This window comes from Pseudoxanthomonas sp. JC1303, assembly GCF_058448525.1.
In genome coordinates, this window is record NZ_CP185958.1 from 119,039 (window position 1) to 139,311 (window position 20,273).

The window sequence follows — 20,273 nt, forward strand, 5'->3', positions numbered from 1 at the left end:
GTTCAAGCGGTCGGCGCCGCCAAGCGCTGCTGCACGTCCTCGCGCAGGCGAGCCAGCTCCACCTCGGCCTGCTGGCGCTGCTGCATGCCCTCGCGGTGCACGCTGCGCACCTCTTCGACGGTGGCGATCAACTGCTCGTGCACGTGGCGCAGGGTCGCTACATCGATGACCGCACGCTGGTTGGCCTTGGCTGTCTCAACCGAGGTCTGGCGCATCAGGTCGGCGTTGCGCCGCATGATCTCGTTGGTCGCATCGTCGATGGCATTGGACAGCGCCACCGCGTTCTTCTGTTCGCTGAGTGAGAGCTGGATGGCGAACTGGCGCTTCCACGAGGGAATGGTGATGTCGCGTACGGCGTTGAACTTCTCGATCAGCTGGATGGCGTTTGCCTGGATCAGCCGGATCATTGGCAGCGACTGGTCGGCGGCATGCTGCATCACCGTCAGGTCACCGACCCGCTTATCGAGCAAGCGCACGGCGTTGTCCAGCTCGTTGCGGCGTGTGCGTGCCTGCGGGTCCTCCTGGCCGGCCAATGCCTGCTGTTCGGTTGCCAGTTGGGCGAGGCGGAGCTTGCCCGCGGCCACGTGCAGTCCCAGCGCATGGCGCTCGTCCAGGACAATGGCATGCATGCGGTCGAACTCCCCTACCCGCTGGGACAGCAGCGCCTGCTGCACACCGACGTCGCCCAGAAGTTGCTCGATCTGACGGTTGGTATCGCTGAACTGCTGCACCAGTTCGCCCTTGGAGGCACGTAGGCGATCGATCAACCCGCCAATGACGGGGACGCGCGAGCGCTCGTCCAGCCCGTCGAGCTTGAGCGAACGGGCGATCCGCACGACTTCGCCCAGCTTGTCGCCCGTAGCCTCCAGGTCGCGATTGCGGACCTGGTCGAGCAACTGGGTGGAGAACGCGGCGGTCTTGCCGGCGGCCTCGCGCCCGAAGACGTGCAAGTTGCCCGGGCTGAGGTCCTCCAGCCCACTTGCGATCTCCTCGATGCGGCCTTGGTCGGCCGGCGTCAGCCCGAGGGCGCTGAACACCGCCGGGTCCAGCGTGGCGGCCGTCGTCGGCGCCGCGCCAGTCGGCAGCGGCATGTGGGGCGAATCCTGGATCATTGCACGTCTCCTTCGTTATGCGTGTCGGTGCTGGCGCCGGTCACGCGCATCGCCGGCAGTCTAGCCTGCATGGCGGCCACCTCACGGGCGATGTCGCCAGCGGTGTCCTGAGCGCGGCGCAATTGGTCGGGCACCTTTGCCAGAGAGCCTGACAGGGCCTGCTGGCGCCACGCGGGCAACAAGGTGTCTCGGATGCGCTGGTGACGAGCCAGCAGCTCCTTGGCTTGACTGCCGAGCAGCTGCGCTTGCGCCGCATCGAGGCGCCGCAGAACGGCGAGTCGGCGCAGATGGTCCAGACGCACCGACAACGCCTGCTGCCACGTGGCACCGTCCCGGCTCGCGCCGAGCTGCAACGTGCCCGCCCGCACCCAGGCATCCAGCGCGCTGGCGGCGCCCTCGCCTTCGGCGCAGGCCTGCCCGCATGCGACCACCTGATGCCGGAGCGCAGCAGCGTGGCGATCGGCCTGCAGCATCAGCACCCCCAGCCGGGCAGCGAGCGCCTCGGCCTGGACCTGCGCCTCGACGTCACGGCCGAGAAGACGCCCAATGAAACCACTGCGGCGGCGGATCGCGCCGGGGTTCACCGCCTGCAGGCCCAGGTGCAGCTGTTCCAACACGGCCACCAGCGCCGCCATGGCATCGGCCATCGGCGGCAGCGGGACGGCGGCCATGGCCTCCAGCACCGGCTGCCCGTACGCCGCCGCAGCAGCAACATCTCCCGATGGGCAGGGCACGTCCGGTGGCATGGGCAGCCGCGGGCCGTCGTATGTGTTCACGAGGCCGGCGTGTCCTCGTTGGGATCGGCCGATTCAGGGGCGGCTTCGCCATAGAAGTGCCGGATCAGGGCTTCGTCCAGGCGTCGCTCCTCCGGCGACCGGGCCCTTCGAGCACGTGCCGGCGGTTCGGCTGGCGCTCGTGCCTGCTCACGCGCGAGCTCGGCCAGGTTCGCCAGCGCAACGTTCGCCTGGGCCTGCGCCTGCTGGGTTACCTGCACCACCTGCAGCAGCGGCTCGATGGCCGCTCTCAGCGTGGCCGGCAGCTGGACCAGCGCGTCGCTCGGTGGCACCTGCGCGCGCGCCTGAGCCACCTGCTGGAGCAGCTCGAGCACCGCCGGCCAGGGCGCCTGGTTGCCCGTATCCACCACCTTTTCCGCAGCCCCAGGTCGCAGACCCGCCAATCCGCCGGCGATATCGGCCAGCTGGGCCACCACGCGACCACCGACATCGGCATCGTCCGCACCCATCGCCTTGTTGCGCAGAAAGTCGCGCTTGATCTGTTCCCAGCGCGCGGCGCCGGCCTCGTCCAGCACGCCGCGCAGCTCGGCCAGCTTGAGCAGGTTCTCTTCCGCGCCAGTGGTCAGCAGTTGCGCCTCGCCCAGATAGTGGTCGGAGATCAGCTGCTGAAGCTCGGCGGCGTTCATGACCGGCGAGACTTTCTCGGCCAGCTTGTTCATGTTGCGGTAGCTGCCCTGCAGGCGGAACGGCGGTTCGGTGCGATAGCGATCGTCCTGCGCGGCACTGGCGATGTACTGCTGGTTGACGCGATAGACCACGTCGCGCACCTGCAGAAGTCGCTGCAGTGTCGCGACGATCTCGTTCACTTCCGCGCCGCTGTAGGCGTGACTCAACGCATTGGTGGAGACCTCCTTGCCGCGCGCCCGGTCGACCAGCAGGTACAGATCGGCCATGTCGCGCGTGGCCAGCGGCGCGAGCACCGCGTTGGAGGTCAGGCTGTTCTCGATGTAGCTCAGGGTGAAAGCATCTTCCATGCCACCGAGCACATCGCCCAGGTTGTAGATGTCGGCGCGGTTGGCCAGCATGTCCGGGATCTTGAAGACTTCGCCGGACTCGGTGTACGGATTGCCGGCCATGACCACGCAGAACTTCTTGCCACGCATGTCGTAGATGCGGCTGCGGCCCTTCCACACCCCTTCGATGCGGCGGGTGCCGTCGCACAGTGAGATGAACTTCTGCAGGAACTCGGGATGGGTGTGCTGGATGTCGTCGACATACAGCATGGTGTTGTTGCCCATCTCCAGCGCGAGGTTGAGCTTTTCCAGCTCCTGGCGCGAGGTGGCATCCGGCGCCTGCGCCGGATCCAGCGAGCGCACCTGGTGGCCCAGCGCCGGCCCGTTGATCTTCATGAAGACCAGGCCCAGGCGACTGGCCACGTATTCCATCAGCGTGGTTTTGCCGTAACCCGGCGGCGAGATCATCATCAACAGACCCATCAGGTCGCTGCGCTTGTCCTCGCCCACCGTGCCCATCTGCTTGGCCAGGTTGTCGCCGATCAGCGGCAGGTAGACCTCGTTGATGAGCTTGTTGCGCACGAACGAGGACAACGGCCGGGCCCTGAACTCGGACAGGCGCAGGCTCTCGCGTTCACGCGAGACGATCTGCTGGCGCACAGCCTGGTAACGCTGGAAGCCGGGTACGAACACGGCGCGGTGCTGGCGCATGCGACCGAGGAAATCGTCGACCGACAGCACCACCCGCCCCTCGACCACACGCGGGTGCTCGCCCAGCAGGCCTTCGACCGTGGTCATCAGGGCCAACTCGACCGGCCGGGTGCGCAGCGAGGCGCCAACCAGCAGCAGCGCCGCGGCTTCGCCCACGTAGCCGGCCTGGGCAGCGAACTGCGGATCGCGGCACAGGCCGTCCAGCCATTGCACCGCCAGCGCCCAGCGCGCGGCCAGGCGCGCATCAGGCTGGGCCAAGGCGCGTTCAACCTCCTCGCGCAGCCCAGCCTGGTCGAGACGCGCGTGCAGGGCCTCGACCAGGCCGCGCCCATAGCGGCTCACGGCGAACGTCGGCTCGCCCTGGCCCAGCTCCGCCGCCAGGTACGCAGCGGCGGCAGACGACACGGCCGCATCGAACGGCAAGCCCTGCGCCTCGACGAAACCGGCCAGGGTCTCGGTCATCTCGGCCTGCAGCGCTTCGACACCGGCTTGCGATCCGAACAGGCGAGCGATGGCATCGGCGCCCGCCTGTCGCGAGACCCAGTGCACGACATCAGGCCGGTGCTGGTGCGTGGCCCAGAACAGCCAGGCCAGGGCGCGCGGCAGCGGCGCATGCACCAGTACACCGGCCGCCTGGTAGAGCGGCAGCAGCGCGCGCAGGATGGCGGTGGCGTCATGGTCGTGGATGCCGCGCTCGTAGCCTTCGCGATAGCGCGGCGCGGCGAAGTCGCGCACCACCTTGGCCAGCGCGTCCGGTTCGGCCGCTTGGTGCGCCAGCGTGGCCAGGTCCAGGCCATCGTGGCCGCCGAGCGCGGCTTCCAGCACGCTGCCGGCCAGGTATTCGCCGCGATACAGCGCCGGGGATTCGGAATCCAGCGCCACCTGCCAGTAGGGCTGCAGCGGTGCCAGCGCTGGGTCGTCGATCGGCTCGAGGAAATCGGTGCCGGTCAGGTGCAGGGCCAGCGCATCGCCACGCGGCAGGATGGTCAGGTCCAGCGGCTGGGTATTGACGCTGAAGCGGTGGCGCGGCCCCAGCCTGACCACGTTGCCGCCGGCCTCAAACAGCTCGCTGCGGTCGCGCAGCGCGCGCACCGCCTGGTCGCGGGTGGCCTTGAGCCGCGACTCGATGTCGTCGGCCTTGACGCTGTCGCGATAGCCGCGCAGGCGCTCGGCCAGTTCGCGCAGCTTGAGGATCAGTGGATCGCCGGCGAAGAAGGCATTGAGCTCGTCGGCGCTGGTGAAGCGCTCGGTGCGCCGGCCCAGGCCATCGAGGATGCGGCTGGCCGCGTCCATCACCGCTTGCGCCTTGCGTTGGCGATCGTCCAGCAGCGCCTGCTTGTGGGTCTCAAACGCCTCGATCAGTTCCTCGCGCTTGGCCAGGATGTCGCCCAGGAACTGCTCGTGTTCGCCGAACTGACTTTCCAGCTCCTCCAGCTGGACCATCAGTCGCGAGAGCTGCTCGTCGGCGCGCTCGGGATCGGTGGCCAGCGACAGCGCGCTGGTGATGGCCTGGCCGAACAATGCGAACTGCGCGCCGAACTGGGCCACGGCCTCGGCCGAACCCAGCGACTTGCGCCGCTGTTCGGCGCGCGCGCGGGCCTGGTTGAGCCGCGCATAGATCGCCGAGATCGCCTCGACCACCACCGTACGCTGGGTGGCGTCGTCGACCTTCAGCCCCGCCATCAGCTCGGACAGCATGTCCAGGTCGGCCGACATGGCCTGCATGGCCTCGAGCTGCTCGGCCAGCTGGCGCGCGCTGCTCGCGGCCTGCACGCCGGCATCCATCGCCTCCAAGCGTTCGTTGAACGGCACCAGCGCGGCCTCGCCGGCGAGAAACGCGCCGGTCGCCGCGCCCACGCGCGCATGCGCCTCGGACAAGGCAGCGGCCATGGCATCGATGGCGTCGGTGTCAATGTAGCGGTATTCGCGAATGGTCAGCAGGTGTCCGCGCTGAGCACCGATGGCATTGAGCGCATCGACGAATTCCTGCACCGCCGTCCAGTTCTCCGGCTGCAGGCGGGCCAGCAGCGCCTTGTGCGCGGACACTGCCTCTGCCATGGCCTGGTCGGACTGCTGGCGGATGGCCTGGACCTTTTCGTACTCGTCCAGCACCGACTCGCCGGTGGCGGTGATCTCGCGCAGCAGCGTGGCCGCCCCATCGCAATGCGCGTCGTCCAGCCAGTGATGCGCATCGAACAAACGCCGCGCATCGCCCACCAAGCGCTCGTAACGCTGCACCGAGACATCACGACCCTCGATATCGCGGCTCAGCCCCAGCAGGTTGGAAATGCCCCGGACCAGCTCGGCGTTGCCGATCCGGCCCATAAAGCTGTTGCTGGCCGGCCGCGCTGCGGCGAACTCGTCGCTGGTGAAGGGCGTCAGCCACACCTGCATCGGGTGGATGCGCGTGGGTTGATCGCCCTCGGCGTGGAACAGCACCATGCGCCCGTCCTGCAGCAGCGCGTAGCCGTGCCCGAACACCGGGTTCTGCAGCGCCCGCTGGATGGTGTTGTAAACGAACAGCGCCGACCGGCCGCCCTCGCGTTCGTAGAAGATGTAGAGCACGTCCTCGCCGTTGGGCGAGCGGATCGCCCGCTTGAACTGCATCCCGTCCATGGAGGCATCGAAGGCCTTGTGCTCGCCACCCTGCAGGTAATAGCCGCCTGGGAAGAGGATGCCGTGATCCTCGGGCAGCTGCACGCAGGCCTGGACGATGGCATCGTTGCGCACCAGGTGCCCGGTCAGGGTGTTGTAGATCAGTCCGCGCCAGGCGGTCTCGCGATAGGGCAACACCTTGAGCAGGACCAGCGTGCCGACCCGGGCAAAGTCGAACTGGGCATCGTCAAGCGACTGGGTGGCGTCCTCGACCGGTTCGCTGTAGATGCCCTGCCCGGTCTCGGTGTTGTTCTCCACCTTGATGGTCAGGTCGCCGCCGGTGGTTTCCACGAACAACGTGTCGAGGATGTTCAGATGCGCGTGGCGGCCGGTGACGGCCAGCTCGCGCGTGGCCCGGGTCCATTCGAAATCGAACGGCGGCGGCAGCGCGATGTCGCGCTCGCCGCGCGTGTCCAGGTAGCTCAGCGTGCCGTCGCTGTCGATCGCCCAGCGGAACACACGCACATCGGTACTGCGCTCGCCGATCTGGAAGGCGGCCAGCAGCTTTCCGCCCTCCACGATCAGCTGCAGCAGGCGGGCATGCTTGTAGTAGGCGTACAGCTCGGTGAAGTCGTGGACGAAGCCGGCCTGCCCCAGGAAGCTGTCCGCTGCGGGCACCGGCACCACGTCGTAGCCTTCGGTTCCCTCCACCAGCCGGTACAGGCCGAACACATCCTCGATCCAGGTCTGGGGCTTCAACCCGATGAACACGTTGTAGCCAAACAGCAGCATGTCCGCACCGACCTGGACCACGTCACGGCCGACGCAGTTGTTCTCGGTGCGGATGCGGAAACGGCCTGCGACCTCCAGGCGGCTGTCGCCGAACTCGGCCAGGCGCCGTGCATTGAGGCCATCGACCACCTGGCGCAGGCGCGCCCCTTGCTCGCTCAGGCGCCGGCGCAGGACCTCGTAGGCGCCGCCACGGGCGACGGCCTGATCGACCTGGCCCTGTGCGCGGCCCTGCTCGGGCGTCTCGGGAGCGATGTGCGGATCGGACATGGTGCAGCGGTTCCTTGCGTCAGGCGGGCCAGCGGCCGCGCACCGATGCGCGGCCTAGCGGGATCACGGCGACACGCATCCACTCTGGTGCGTGGTCATCACCCGCGCGATCAGGCGTTGTCCAGCGAGACGCCGTGCGCAGCGCCCTTATCAGCATCGCCAACGCCGTTGCCCAGGGAACGCGCCGGTGCCCCGGGACGCTGCACCCCCAGGTAACGCTGCATCAGGTCCTGCACGATCGGGCTCTTGTCGGCCAGGCCCTCGATCGACTTGCCCAGCGAGACTGCCTTGATGAGGTTGTCGAACATGCCGCCATCGCCGCCCACCAGGTCGATGTCGGCGTTGCGCAGCGCGGTGGCGATGACCTCGGCGTTTTCCTTGGACACTTCGCGACCGGCGTCGATGGACGCCAGGGCCTGCTTGAGGCTGGTGTCCAGCATCATGCGGAACTCCTCGTGGCCGCGCGCGGTGTCGCTGAGCGAGCCGATGGCCTCGAACTTGCGGGTCAGGCCCTGCGCCTCGGCGAAGAGCTTCTTCTCCACCACGCTGGCCTCGGCCAGGCCCAGCGATTCGGTGGCGCTGGCCTTGGCCTTGCCCATCTGCTCCTCGCCCTGCGCCTGGGCTTCCAGGGTCTGCGCCAGCACGCGTGCCTCGGTGGTGCCCTGCTTGAGGTTGGCCTCGGCCTTGGCCTCGATCACGCGCGCCTCGGCCACGCCGACCTTCTCGATGGCCAGTGCGGAGGCCTCCTTGACCTGGGCGTCGGCCAGACCGGGGGCGGCCTGCTCGGCGCGGATGCCGTCGGCCAGGACCTTTTTGGCCTCGGCCTGGCGGCCGGCGGCCTCGAACTCGGCCTGGGCCAGGGTGGTCAGCTCCACGGCACGATGCTTGGCCGCGGTCTCGCGGGCCTGCGCTTCCTTGACCTGGCGCACCAGCAGCTCCTGCGCCTTGGCCTCGGCTTCCAGGATGGTGACCTGCTTCTGGCGGTCGGCCTCGGAGACCTCGCGCACCTCCTTGATGCGCTCTTCTTCCTGGGCCACGGTCTTGTCGATGGCGATGCGCTCGCGGGTGATGTTGGCCACGTCCATCTTGCCGTTCTCCACGACCTTGTCGCGCTCCACGCCCTGCAGCTGGACCTCGCGATCGGTGGTGACCTGCTCAAGCGCGCGCGCCCGGGCCACGCGCTCAGCCTCGATGGCGACCGCACGCTGGCGATTCTGCTCGGCGACCTCGACCTCGCGCAGGCGGTTCTGCTCGCGGATGTCGATCAGCTGCTGCGCTTCGATGCGCGCGTTCTCGGCCAGCTGGCGCTGCTCCTCCTGCACCTTGAGCGTCTCGGCCTCCTCGCGCGCGCGAATGGTCTCCACCTCGCGCTTCTGGCGGGCCTCGGCCTCGGCCTGCTGCCGCTCCAGCGCCAGGGTCGCTTCGCGCGCCTCGACGTTCTTTTTGGTGATGGCCAGGCGCTCGTTCTGCTCCAGCTCGTTCGTCACCACGTTCTGCGCAGCGGTCAGCTCGGTGATCTTGCGGATGCCCTCGGCGTCCAGGATGTTGTACGGATCCAGCAGCGCCTTGGGCGTCTGTTCCAGGTAATCGATGGCCACGTCCTCGAGCACATAGCCGTTGAGGTCGTTGCCGATCACCGCGACGATCTCATCGCGGAACTCCTGGCGCTTCTCGAACAGTTCGGTGAAGTCGAACTTCTTGCCGACCGTCTTGAGCGCCTCGGAGAATTTGGCATTGAACAGCTCATCGACCGCGTCCTTGTCCGAGGCCCGGTCGGCACCGATGGCCTTGGCCACGCGCAGCACGTCGGCCTGGGTCTCGTTGACGCGCAGGTAGAAGGCCACGGCGATGTCCGCGCGCATGTTGTCACGGCAGATCAGGCCTTCCTTGCCACGACGGTCCACCTGCAGGGTGATCAGGCTGATCTGCATCTGCTCGGCGCGGTACAGCACCGGAATGATGAGCGCGCCGGTGAAATGCACCTTGGGCGTGGCGCTCATGTCATTGACGATCAGGGCCACGCCCTGGTCGACCTTGCGGTAGAAGGCCTTGAACAGGCCGGCGATGCCCAGCAGCAGCACCAGCAGGATGCCGACGCCGATCACGAACGGGGCAAGGGTGGCAAAACTCATCTGGTACTTCTCCTCAGGACAGATGCCGCGTATCCGACGCAGCAGGCAACAGCGCGTCCGACTCGCGGACGACGTGGTAATGGTTGTGGGTGGCGTCGTAGTCCACCAGCAGCACACGGTCTCCCCGTGCGAGTTCCTGGCCGGGCGCGGTGCGCACCTGCAGCAGCAGGCCGGCACCACCGTCATCGACGCTGGCGCGACCGGACGCCGCATCGACGCGCGGCGACACCACCACGCCGGCGCGACCGAGGATGGCGGCCTGCTCGATGGGACGCAGCTTGAGCAACAGGCGCCGGATCGGCCGCAGCACCAGGGCGCTGGCGGCCACGCCCGGGATCAGCGCCGCCAGCGCGAGCAGCGCCCCCAGCCCCCAGCGCAGCGCGGGACCGACATGCTCGAGGAAGAACAGGTGGCCAAAATAGGTGACCGTCCAGCCAAAGAAGGCGACCAGCGCCACCACCAGCATCACCGGCGCACCGCCCAGGCCAAGCCGGGCGAACATCCCGGAGACACCGTGCAGCGCGTGGTCGCCATCCAGATGGAGGTCGGTGTGATGCACATCGGCGCCGTGCAGGCCATCGGCATCGACGATGCCCGTGGCGGCCAGTAGCCAGTACGCGACCGAGAAGCCCAGCACGATGCTGTACGGCAACGTGGGCCAGCTCAATGCGACAGACAGAAACTCCAGCATTCCTTCGATTCCCCTGCCCCGCGCGGTTCGCGCCACGCGTGGTGTCCTGCGTGCCTTCCCCGAGCGACCCCTTGTCGCTGCGCCAGCCTGGCGCGACACGTTCCCGATTATTCCAGCCGACGGGTGGCGGTGGCAACGCGCGGCACGCGGCCTCAGCCGGCATCGGCCTCGCGCACGGCCTGCACGAAGCGCTGCATCGCCTCTGGATCCTTGTGGCCAGGGGCCGACTCGATGCCGCTGGCGACATCCACGCCCCACGGGCGCGCACTGCGCACCGCGTTGCCGACGGTGTCGGCGGTCAGGCCGCCGGCCAGCAGGCAGGGGCGCCCGGCCGCGCGCGGGTAGCGCGCCCAGTCGAAGGTCTTGCCGCTGCCACCGGTGCCGCCGGGCACATGGCTGTCGAGCACGAAACCCCAAGCCGAGGGGTAGGCCTGCATGGCGGCCTCCGCCTGCAGCGTCCCGCCCATCGGCAGGGCCTTGAGGAAAGGCACGCCGGACGCGGCGGCAAAACCGTCGGACTCGCCACCATGGAACTGCAGCAGGTCCGGGCGCACGTGTTCGACGATCGCCGCGACCTCCTCCACGCCCGGATCCATGACCAGCGCGACCGCGCCGATGCTGTCGGGAATCAGCGCGCGCAGTTCGCACGCCTGCTCGATCGAAAGCCTGCGCGGGCTGCGCGCGAAGATCAGGCCGATGTAGTCCACGCCCAGTTCCACCGCCAGGCGCACGTCCTGGGGACGGGTCATGCCGCAAAACTTGATGCGCGTCTGCATGGGGGAACCTGGCCGATTCACAGGTTGCCAGTCTAAGCGGGCAGCGCATCGCTTCGCTGCAACCGCGTTTTCCGCTCCGCACGCATCGCTCAGCCGGCGAGCGTGACTTCCGACGGCAGGCCCCAGTGCGCCTCGTACAGCGGGCCAACAAAGACCAGCCCCTGCGGGGGTGCAGTTGGGCCGGCCACGGTGCGGTCGCGGCCGGCGAGCAGGCGCGCGATCCAGCTCTCCGGCTGCTCGCCGCGCCCGACGACCAACAGCGAGCCGACGATATTGCGCACCATGTGATGCAGGAAGGCATTGGCCTGCACCTCGACGATCACCTGTTCGCCCTGGCGGGTGACCTGGATGGCCTGCAGCTCGCGCATCGGGTGCCGGGCCTGGCAGTGCACGGTGCGGAACGCGGAGAAGTCGTTCTCGCCCAGCAGCGCCTGTGCGGCCCGGTTCATCGCCTCGGCATCCAGCGGCAGCCGCTCCCAGGACAGCAGCTGGCGCCCGAGCGCCGGGCGCACGGGGCGGTTCAACAGCACGTAGCGATAGCGTCGCGCGCGCGCGGAAAAGCGCGCGTGGAAATCAGGCGCCACCGGCATGCACCAGCGCACGCAGATCGAGGGCGGCAGGTTGGCGGTGGCGCCCAGGGTCCAGCCGCGTGGGGTGCGTTCGACCTCGGTTTCGAAGTGCACGACCTGGCACTGGCCGTGCACGCCGGCATCGGTGCGTCCGGCGCAGACCGTGTCGATCGGCGCGTTGGCCACGGTCGACAGGGCGGCTTCCAGCGTGGACTGCACGCTGGGTGTATGCACCGGCGCACCAGGCTTCTCCAGCCGCTGCCAGCCCTGGAAGTCGCCGCCGTCGTACTCGACGCCAAGCGCGTAACGCATCCCGTGCGGCCCCTGCTGCGGGCTCAGCCCAGCTCGTTCAGGAGCTGGGCGGCTTCGGCAGCGGCCTGCGGATCGTCCCCGGCGGCCACCTGGCCCAGCAGGGCACGCGCGGCTTCGGTATCGCCCAGGTCGAGGTAGGCGATGGCCAGTTCCAGACGCTCGCGCCCGCCTGCGGACGGCGCGGCGGCGGGCGTGGACGCGGGCGCCGGCGTCGGGACGGGCACTACGGCCGGTGCCACCTCGGCTTCCACAACCGGCGCCTCGGCGGGCGATGGCGATGGCGATGGCGATGGCGCCGATGCCGATGCCGATGCCGGCACGATCTGCGCCAACGTCGGTTGCGGGGCATTGGGCGTGTGCCAGGTCGGCTTGGCGGTCGGACTCATCCAGGTCGGAGTAACGGCCGGCGACGGCGACGCGTCGTGGGACGCGACCGGAGCTGGGTCGACATAGTTCGGGGTGTGGCGCGGGGCCGGCGTCTGGGTTGGCGCGAACTCAGGATCTGGCGTTCCGTCCCCTGCCGTCGCCTCGACTTCCTCGCGCGGCGCCGGCGTGACTGGGGCTGGCGCCACCAGCGGCCCCTTGTAGACCGGCACCGGACGCGGGCCGCTCCGGCGGCGCAGGACCACCCAGGCGGCGAGGCCGACGATCACCAGGGCCAGTCCCAGCCACAGCCAGACCGGCACCCCAGGCTGCGCGCCCTGCCCCAGGCGCTGCTGGGCGGCGGCCAGGTCGCTGTCCTTCATCGCCAGCAGCTGCGCCTGTTGGCTTTTGAGCTTTTCCAGTTCGGCCACCTGGGCCTTGAGCTCCCGGACCTCGGCATTGCGCGCGGCCAGGTCCTCGCGGGTCTGCCGCAGTTGTTCGTTCGCCAGCATGTCGCCCTCGCCTCCGGCATCGGTGCCGGATGTGGTTCCTGCACGCTGCGCGGAGTCGGCCGCCGGCGGTGCGATTTCAAGTCGTGCCTCGGCCACCTTGGGCGCCGTCCCCGAGGCCGGTGCCGGCGGCTCAGCCAGCGCGTTTGCCGGCTGCGGGATCGGCTGGCGCGCCTGGCGCCAGTCGGACACCTGCTGCCGGACCATCGCCGCGGCCTGGGTCGCGGCCAGGGCCTGGATCTGTTCGGCCTGCGGCACCCGCAACACCGCGCCACTGCGCACGCGATTGATGTTGCCGCCGATGAAGGCCTCGGGATTGGCCTGCAGCAAGGCCATCATCGTCTGGTCCAGGGTGCCGCCCTGCGCCAGCCCGCGCGCGATCTGCGACAGGGCCTGGCCTTGGCGCACGGTGACCGTCTCCGGAACGCTGCCAGACACCGGTACGGCGGCAGGCGCGGGCGCAGCTGCAGGTTGGGCCGGCGGCGGAAGCGCGGTCGATGCCGTCGTGCCTTCAGGCGCCGGCGCATCCTGCACGGGCGCCGGTGCAGGGGTCGGGCGCTGGATCCGGCTGGAAGGCGCCGGCGTGGGCGCCTGGATCGTTGGCTGCCCCGCGGCGGCCACCGAACCGGGCGCACCGACCAGCGCGGAATACTCGCGGACCAGGCGGCCCTGGCCCCAGTCCACCTCGATCAGGAAGCTGACTGCCGGCGTCTGCACCGGGTCCTGGCTGGTCACCCGAATGACCGGCTTGCCGTCGTCGGACAGCGCCACGGCGAAGTCCAGTTGGCTGACCAGCCCGGACGGACGTTGCAGGCCCACCCGCTCGAAGATCACCGGCGAGGCCAGCCGCGCGCGCAGCTGGTCCAGTTCGCCCGGGGCGCTGGAGATCACCGGAATCTCGGCCACGAGCGGCTCGCCAGGCTTGGACTTCACCCGGATCTCGCCCAGGCCCAGGGCCATGGCAGCACCGCTGATGGCCAACAATGCAACGGCCAGCGCCGCCCGCGCGACGGGTTTGAATCGAGCCAGTTTCAAGAACGTCCCCTGCGATTTCACGCCGCGACTATAGCGGTACAGGCCCGGGAGGTTGAAATCCCGGGCCCAGGACACGGACCGATCCACCGCCGCGAGCGGGGCGTCCCGATCCCCGCCCGGCAACGACCGGCGCGGCCAACGCGTGTGGCGATCGGCACGGCCGTGGCGGGTCTTTCAGCCGCCTGCGGCGACCAGTTCGGCCAGCTGCACCGCATTGAGCGCGGCGCCCTTGCGGATGTTGTCGGCCACCACCCACAGGTTGATCGCGCTGGGGTGGGAGAAGTCTTCGCGGATGCGGCCGACGAAGACCGGATCCTGGCCCGAGGCATGGGTCACCGGGGTCGGATAGCCGCCCGCCTTGTGCTCGTCGACCACTTCCACGCCCGGCGCGGCGGCCAGCAGGGCGCGCGCCGCCTCCGGGGTGAGCTTCTTCTTGGTCTCGACGTTGACCGCCTCGGAGTGCCCGTAGAACACCGGCACACGCACCGCGGTCGGGTTTACCAGGATGCTCTTGTCCTCCAGGATCTTCTGAGTCTCCCAGACCAGCTTCATCTCTTCCTTGGTGTAGCCGTTGGGCTGGAAGTCGTCGATGTGCGGGATCAGGTTGAAGGCGATCTGGGCCTGGAACTTCTGCGGCTCGATCTCCTGGAAGGCCAGCAGCTGCGCGGTCTGCTTGCCCAGCTCTTCCATGCCCGAGCGCCCGGCGCCGGACACCGACTGGTAGGTGGCCACGTTGACGCGGGTGATGCCGTACTCGCGGTGAATCGGGGCCAGCACCGGCATCAGCTGCATGGTCGAGCAGTTGGGATTGGCGATGATGCCGCGCGGGCGGTGCTTGGCCGCATGCGGATTGACCTCGGACACCACCAGCGGCACGTCGTCGTCGTAGCGGAAGGTCGAGGAGTTGTCGATCACCACCGCACCGGCGGCGGCGAACTTGGGCGCGTACTCCTTGGACACCCCGCCACCGGCGGAAAACAGCGCGATGTCCACGCCGGTCGGGTCGAAGGTGGCCAGGTCGAGCACGTCGACCTTCTGGCCCTTGAAATCGACCGTGCCGCCGGCTGAGCGCGCCGAGGCCAGGGCGATCAGCTTGCCGACCGGGAAGTCGCGCTCGGCCAGGATGGACAGCATGGTCTCGCCGACGGCGCCGGTGGCGCCCACGACGGCGACGGTGAAGGTGCGGGTTGCGTTGCTCATGAGGGTGTCTTCTTGGAAAGGTTTAATCGGGGAAACAGGACGCGACGGACCTGGAGCCTTGGGTTCGGGGAACCTCACCGGCGTTGCGTACGCGGCAGGTTCCCTATCGTTTGATCGTGATGGTTTTGGTGTCGCCCGCGGTCGCGCCGCCGGCATTGGCGGCGTCGAGCGCATCGGCGTTGACCAGGCACGGCGGGCGGCCGGCATCCGGGCCGAAACCTAGCGCGGCCAGCAGGTTGTCCACGGCCAGTTGCACCATGGCCCGACGGGTGGCCAGGCTGGCGCTGCCGATATGCGGGGTCAGCACGACGTTCTTGAGCGCCAGCAGCTCCGGGCGCACCGTGGGCTCGCCTTCGAACACATCCAGCCCGGCGCCGGCCAGGCGGCCGTTGGCCAGGGCGTCGGCCAGCGCCACTTCGTCGACCAGGCCGCCGCGTGCGATGTTCACCAGGGTGGCGGTCGGCTTCATCTTCGCCAGCGCGCCGGCATCGATGAGGTGATGCGCGGCCGGCGTGTAGGGCACGACCAGCATGAGGTGATCGCTACCGCTCAGCAGGTCGTCGAAGGACACGTAGGACGCGCCGAGTTCGGCTTCGACCTTGGCGTCCAGCGGCGAGCGGTTGTGGTACAGCACACGCATGCCAAAGCCGCGGGCGCGGCGCGCGATGGCCTGGCCGATGCGGCCCAGCCCCAGGATGCCCAACGTGCTGCCGTGCAGATCGGCACCCAGCAGGTTGGTGAACGACCAAGTGTTCCACTGCCCGGCGCGCAGGAAGGCTTCGGCCTCGGTGATGCGGCGCGCCGTGGCCATCAGCAGGGCGAAGCCGAGGTCGGCCGTGGTCTCGGTCAGCACGTCGGGCGTGTTGGTCGCCGCGATGCCGGCCGCGCCCAACGCCGCGATGTCCAGATTGTTGTAGCCAACGCCGACATTGGCGACCGCGCGCAGTCGCGGTGCGCCGGCGATCTCCGCCGCGCCGATGCGCTCGTTGAGCGTGACCACCGCACCCTCCAGCGAGGCCAGCTTTTCGGCCAGGTCCGTCGAGGTGTAGCGGGTCACGGCCTGGGTGGTCTCCACGTCGGAATGCGCCCGCAGCTGGTCGACGATGTCGTCGAACAGCGGCTGGCTCACCCAGACGCGGGGCCGCGATTCAGCCATCGATCCGTCCGGGGACGCGTGGTAACACCTCACCGACGTCGCCGCATTGCGCGCGATGGCGCAGCGCCTGATCCATCAGCACCAGCGCCATCATCGCTTCGGCGATCGGTGTGGCGCGGATGCCCACGCACGGGTCATGGCGGCCGGTGGTGATGACGTCCACCACATTGCCGTCCACGTCCACCGTGGCGCCCGGCAGGCGCAGGCTGGAGGTGGGCTTGAGCACGATCGAGGCGACGACCTGCTGCCCGGTGGAAATACCGCCGAGGATGCCGCCGGCGTGGTTGGACGCGAAGCCCTGCGGCGTCATCAGGTCGCGATGCTCGGTGCCCTTTTGCGCCGCACTGGCGAAGCCGTCGCCGATCTCCACGCCCTTGACCGCGTTGATGCTCATCAGGGCCGCGGCCAGCTCGCCGTCGAGCTTGCCGTAGATCGGCTCGCCCCAGCCCGGCGGCACGCCGTCGGCCACCACGTCCACGCGCGCGCCGACCGAATCGCCGGACTTGCGCAGCGCGTCCATGTAGGTTTCCAGGTCCTCGACCTGTGGCGCATGCGGCCAGAAGAACGGGTTGTCCTCCACCGCGCTCCAGTCGAAACCGGCCGGCCTGATCTCGCCCAGCTGCGACAGGAAGCCGCGCACGGTCACGCCGTATCGCTGGGCCAGCCACTTCTTGGCGATCACCCCGGCGGCCACGCGCATGGTGGTCTCGCGCGCGGACGAACGCCCGCCGCCGCGCGGGTCGCGGATGCCGTACTTTTGCCAGTAGCTGTAGTCGGCGTGGCCCGGGCGGAACTGCGCGGCGATGTTCGCGTAGTCCTTGCTGCGCTGGTCGGTGTTGCGGATCAGCAGGCCGATCGGCGTGCCGGTGGTGCGGCCTTCGTAGACACCGGAGAGGATCTCGACCTCGTCGGCCTCGCGCCGGGCCGAGGTATGGCGGCTCTTACCGGTGGCACGGCGCTGCAGGTCGTGTGCGAATTCCTCGGCCCTGAGTTCCAGCCCCGGCGGGCAGCCATCGACCACACAGCCGATCGCCGGCCCATGCGATTCGCCGAAGGTGGTGACGGTCAGCAGCTTGCCGAAGCTGTTCGCGCTCATCACCCAAGATCCATGTAGCGCCGAGCTTGCTCGGCTGCTTGTGTGATCCGTGCGCCCGACGAAAGGCCGCCGAGCAAGCTCGGCGCTACAGGATGGCGGGCTGCAGCAACGCTCACGGGCGCTGCGCCGCCAGCTCGGTGATCCGTGCGCTGTGCGCGATCAGTTCCCGGCATTCGACCGCGAAGATGCCCATCTGCCCGACCTTGAACTCGATCCAGGCGAAGTCCACTTCCGGCAGCAGCCGGATCAGGTGCTGCTCGGACTCACCGACCTCGCAGATCAGCAAGCCGTCCTCGGACAGGTGGATCGGCGCATCACGCAGGATCTTCAGCACCAGATCCAGACCGTCGTCGCCGGCGCGCAGGCCCAGCTCGGGCTCGTAGGCGTATTCGCGCGGCAGCGCGTCGGTCTCGTCGTTGGTGACGTAGGGCGGATTGGTGACGATCAGGTCGTAGTGGCGCCCGGTCAGCCCGGCGAACAGGTCGGACTTCACGAGTTCGACGTTGTCGGCCAGCAGGCGCTGCTTGTTTTCCGCGGCCAGGGCCAGGGCGTCGTCACTGATGTCCGCGCCATCCACCTGCCAGTCCGGGTTGTAATGCCCCATCGCAATGGCGATGCAGCCAGACCCGGTGCACAGATCCAGCGCGCGATGCACGTCGCGCCCGCCCAGCCACGGCTCGAACCCGGAGACGATCAGTTCGGCGATTGGCGAACGCGGCACCAGCGCACGCGTGTCGGACTTGAAGCTCAGGCCGGCGAACCAGGCCTCGCCGGTCAGGTAGGCCACCGGCACACGCTCGACCACGCGGCGCTCGATCAGCGCCAGGACGGCCTGCTTCTCTTCCGGCAGCAGACGCGCCTGGCCATAGGCGGGACCGAGGTCCGGCGGCAGGTGCAGCGTGTGCAGGACCAAGGCGGTGGCCTCGTCCAGCGCGTTGTCGTGGCTGTGCCCGAAGGTCAACCCGGCCGCGTTGAAGCGGCTGGCGCCATAGCGGATCAGGTCGATGATGGTATGCAGGGCGTCGGCTGCGCTGGCAGTCATGGACAACAACGGATGAAGGCGGCCGCCGATTATAGAGGGACGGCCCGGTATCATGGCCCTTCGTTGCACGGGAAACGGAAAATGGGCAAACGCAGCTTCGGCGTTCTGATTTTGATCGTGGCGGCCGGCATTCTCGGCGTGCTGGCGGCCAACAAGCTCCTCGCACCGTCCAAGGGCGACGATGCCCGGTGGCCGGCCACCCAGGCCGTCACCCTGCTGCCCCGCCCGCGCGTCCTGCCGGAGTTCTCCCTGCGCCAGGCCGACGGCACCCAGCTCACCCAGGGTGAACTGCGCGGCCACTGGACCCTGGTGTTTTTGGGCTTCACCTTCTGCCCGGACGTGTGCCCGACCACCCTGGCGCAGCTGGCCCAGGCGCAGAAGCAGTGGGCTACCCTGCCCGACAGCATCCGCCCGAGGCTGTTGTTTGTCTCGATCGACCCCGAGCGCGACACGCCGACCAAGGTGGGCGAATATGCGCACGCGTTTCATCCCGACACGCTGGCCGCCACGGCCGATGTTCCGGCACTGGAAGCGTTCGCCAAGTCGCTGAGCCTGGTCTTCGTCAAGGTCCCGGGCGAGCATTTCAAACAGAACCCGCAGGATTATTCGATGGACCACTCCGCCCAGATCATCGTGCTCGACCCGCAGGGGCGCATGGCAGGCTTGATCCAGCCGCCCTTCGACCCGGCCGCCATCGGCGCGGACATGCTCAAGCTGACCGAGGCCATGCCCAAGTGAGCCTGGTCACCACCCTCACCTACGCCTTGCCGCATCGGGTCCTGTCCTCGCTGGCGCGAAAATTGGCGTACTCGGACAACCCGGCGATCAAGCAGAAGATCATCGATACGGTGGTGGCCAGGTTCAACGTGAACCTGGCCGAGGCCGCCCAACCCGATCCGACCGCCTATCCCACGTTCAATGCGTTCTTCACCCGGGCACTGAAGCCTGGCGCGCGCATGCCCGACCCGGGCCGCCGCAGCCTGCTGATGCCGGCCGACGGTCATATCAGCCAGTGCGGGCCGATCGAGTCGGGCCGCATTTTCCAGGCCAAGGGCAAGCACTTCACCGCCGCGGCGCTGCTGGGCAGCGAGGCCGATGCGGCGCCGTTCGAGCATGGCGTGTACGCCACGGTGTACCTGTCGCCCCGCGACTATCACCGCGTGCACATGCCCTGGACCGGCACCTTGCGCGAAACGGTGCATGTGCCCGGGCGGCTGTTCAGCGTGGGCACCGATGCGGTGGCCAACGTGCAGGGACTGTTCGCCCGCAACGAGCGGCTGGTGTGCCACTTCGACACCGACTTCGGCCCGATGGCCTGCGTGATGGTCGGCGCGATGCTGGTCTCCGGCGTGGAGACGGTGTGGAGTGGCGTGGAGATCCCCGAGTACGCGACCAGGATCACCCGCAAGGACTATCGCGGCCAGGGCATCGTGCTGGAACGCTTTGGCGAGATGGCCCGCTTCAACTATGGCTCGACGGTGATCGTGCTGCTGCCGCCGGGCGTGGCCGAACTCGCCCCCGGTCTGGGTGCTGAAACATCCGTGCGCCTGGGCCAGGCGCTGGCACGGTTGACGTAGCGCGAAGCTTGCTCCGCTGCGCTCCGGACAGGTTGTCAGAAAGCCCCAGCGGAGCAAGCTCCGCTCTACGATTTGGTCGCGGGCGGCAGCGTGGTCGTGGACATTGGGTTCGCCGCGGGCGTCGCTACGCCGCGTATGGCTGCGCGATGCGATCCAGCGCCGCACGGCCCAGGCGCTCGCCGCTGATCCGGCCCCAGACCTGCGAGAACACCTCGCTGGCTTCGCGCTCGCTCAGACCCTGGGCCTGGACCGCCGCGGACAGCGCATAGCGCGCCTGGGCCCGGTCCGAATCCCAGCCAGGATGGTTGATGTAGATGTCGTAGACCGCGCCGATCACCGGCCAGTAGAAGGCGAAGCCGCGCGTAGCCGCCGCGCCCGGCAGGTTGTGATACCAGTCCTGCCAGTAGTCCTGCTCGGCTTCGATGTCGATGAAGACGCGCGGTAGCCGCGTGCTGATACATGCGTTCATGGCCTGGTCCTGACGTATCAAGCGACCCCTGTTGCGGGATTGTGCCCGCCCTGCATTGCAGATTCTTGAAGCCGGATGCCGTTTGTCGGCGCGTCAGGGCCTGAAGCGTGCCGCCGTTCCAC

The 20,273-nt window shown here is 68.7% G+C and carries 15 protein-coding genes; 2 read left to right on the forward strand and 13 right to left on the reverse strand.

Going from position 1 to position 20,273, the window contains the following annotated elements; translation table 11 throughout:
- Positions 1 to 2: 2 nt before the first annotated feature.
- The 12 genes from ACORQU_RS00580 to prmB all read right to left on the reverse strand — a co-directional run bounded on the left by ACORQU_RS00580 (position 3) and on the right by prmB (position 18,105).
- Positions 3 to 1,091, reverse strand: a complete 1,089-nt coding sequence (locus ACORQU_RS00580; protein ID WP_491642771.1) for a toxic anion resistance protein — start codon at positions 1,089 to 1,091, stop codon at positions 3 to 5.
- Between the two features lie 17 nt (positions 1,092 to 1,108).
- Positions 1,109 to 1,888 (reverse strand): hypothetical protein, encoded by a 780-nt coding sequence (locus ACORQU_RS00585; RefSeq protein WP_491642772.1) that lies wholly within the window; start codon positions 1,886 to 1,888, stop codon positions 1,109 to 1,111.
- Positions 1,885 to 7,224: a DNA repair ATPase gene (locus tag ACORQU_RS00590; RefSeq protein ID WP_491642773.1), complete on the reverse strand. Its 5,340-nt coding sequence runs from the start codon at positions 7,222 to 7,224 to the stop codon at positions 1,885 to 1,887. Before ACORQU_RS00590 ends, ACORQU_RS00585 begins: the two co-directional genes overlap by 4 nt.
- Before the next feature lie 110 nt (positions 7,225 to 7,334).
- The gene (locus ACORQU_RS00595) at positions 7,335 to 9,356 is read right to left on the reverse strand and encodes a flotillin family protein (RefSeq protein ID WP_491642775.1); all 2,022 of its coding nucleotides are present in this window, start codon (positions 9,354 to 9,356) and stop codon (positions 7,335 to 7,337) included.
- Between the two features lie 13 nt (positions 9,357 to 9,369).
- The gene (locus ACORQU_RS00600) at positions 9,370 to 10,047 is read right to left on the reverse strand and encodes a hypothetical protein (RefSeq protein ID WP_491642776.1); all 678 of its coding nucleotides are present in this window, start codon (positions 10,045 to 10,047) and stop codon (positions 9,370 to 9,372) included.
- Between the two features lie 152 nt (positions 10,048 to 10,199).
- Complete coding sequence (locus ACORQU_RS00605) at positions 10,200 to 10,823, reverse strand: phosphoribosylanthranilate isomerase (protein ID WP_271645304.1); 624 nt, start codon at positions 10,821 to 10,823, stop codon at positions 10,200 to 10,202.
- Between the two features lie 89 nt (positions 10,824 to 10,912).
- Entirely contained in the window at positions 10,913 to 11,704 is a 792-nt protein-coding gene (truA, locus tag ACORQU_RS00610; RefSeq protein ID WP_491642777.1) for a tRNA pseudouridine(38-40) synthase TruA, read from the reverse strand.
- A gap of 23 nt (positions 11,705 to 11,727) precedes the next feature.
- Positions 11,728 to 13,686 (reverse strand): FimV/HubP family polar landmark protein, encoded by a 1,959-nt coding sequence (locus ACORQU_RS00615; RefSeq protein ID WP_491642778.1) that lies wholly within the window; start codon positions 13,684 to 13,686, stop codon positions 11,728 to 11,730.
- A gap of 99 nt (positions 13,687 to 13,785) precedes the next feature.
- The gene (locus ACORQU_RS00620) at positions 13,786 to 14,811 is read right to left on the reverse strand and encodes an aspartate-semialdehyde dehydrogenase (protein ID WP_491642780.1); all 1,026 of its coding nucleotides are present in this window, start codon (positions 14,809 to 14,811) and stop codon (positions 13,786 to 13,788) included.
- 103 nt (positions 14,812 to 14,914) lie between these two features.
- A complete protein-coding gene (locus tag ACORQU_RS00625) occupies positions 14,915 to 15,967 on the reverse strand; it encodes a 2-hydroxyacid dehydrogenase (RefSeq protein WP_491642781.1) in 1,053 nt (350 codons plus the stop codon).
- Positions 15,960 to 17,063: a chorismate synthase gene (gene aroC / locus ACORQU_RS00630; protein WP_491642782.1), complete on the reverse strand. Its 1,104-nt coding sequence runs from the start codon at positions 17,061 to 17,063 to the stop codon at positions 15,960 to 15,962. The genes ACORQU_RS00625 and aroC overlap by 8 nt, the downstream gene beginning before the upstream one ends.
- A 112-nt stretch (positions 17,064 to 17,175) precedes the next feature.
- Positions 17,176 to 18,105 carry a 50S ribosomal protein L3 N(5)-glutamine methyltransferase gene (gene prmB / locus ACORQU_RS00635; protein WP_491642783.1) on the reverse strand — a complete coding sequence of 310 codons (930 nt, stop codon included), beginning with the start codon at positions 18,103 to 18,105 and terminating at the stop codon, positions 17,176 to 17,178.
- An 81-nt stretch (positions 18,106 to 18,186) separates the two neighbouring features.
- Between prmB and ACORQU_RS00640 the strand changes: the two genes are divergently transcribed.
- A complete protein-coding gene (locus ACORQU_RS00640; RefSeq protein ID WP_491642784.1) occupies positions 18,187 to 18,843 on the forward strand; it encodes an SCO family protein in 657 nt (218 codons plus the stop codon).
- A complete protein-coding gene (gene asd / locus ACORQU_RS00645) occupies positions 18,840 to 19,682 on the forward strand; it encodes an archaetidylserine decarboxylase (RefSeq protein WP_491642786.1) in 843 nt (280 codons plus the stop codon). Before ACORQU_RS00640 ends, asd begins: the two co-directional genes overlap by 4 nt.
- A 124-nt stretch (positions 19,683 to 19,806) precedes the next feature.
- On the opposite strand, the gene ACORQU_RS00650 is transcribed toward asd, so the two are convergent.
- Positions 19,807 to 20,151: a hypothetical protein gene (locus tag ACORQU_RS00650; protein ID WP_491642787.1), complete on the reverse strand. Its 345-nt coding sequence runs from the start codon at positions 20,149 to 20,151 to the stop codon at positions 19,807 to 19,809.
- Between the last annotated feature and the right edge of the window lie 122 nt (positions 20,152 to 20,273).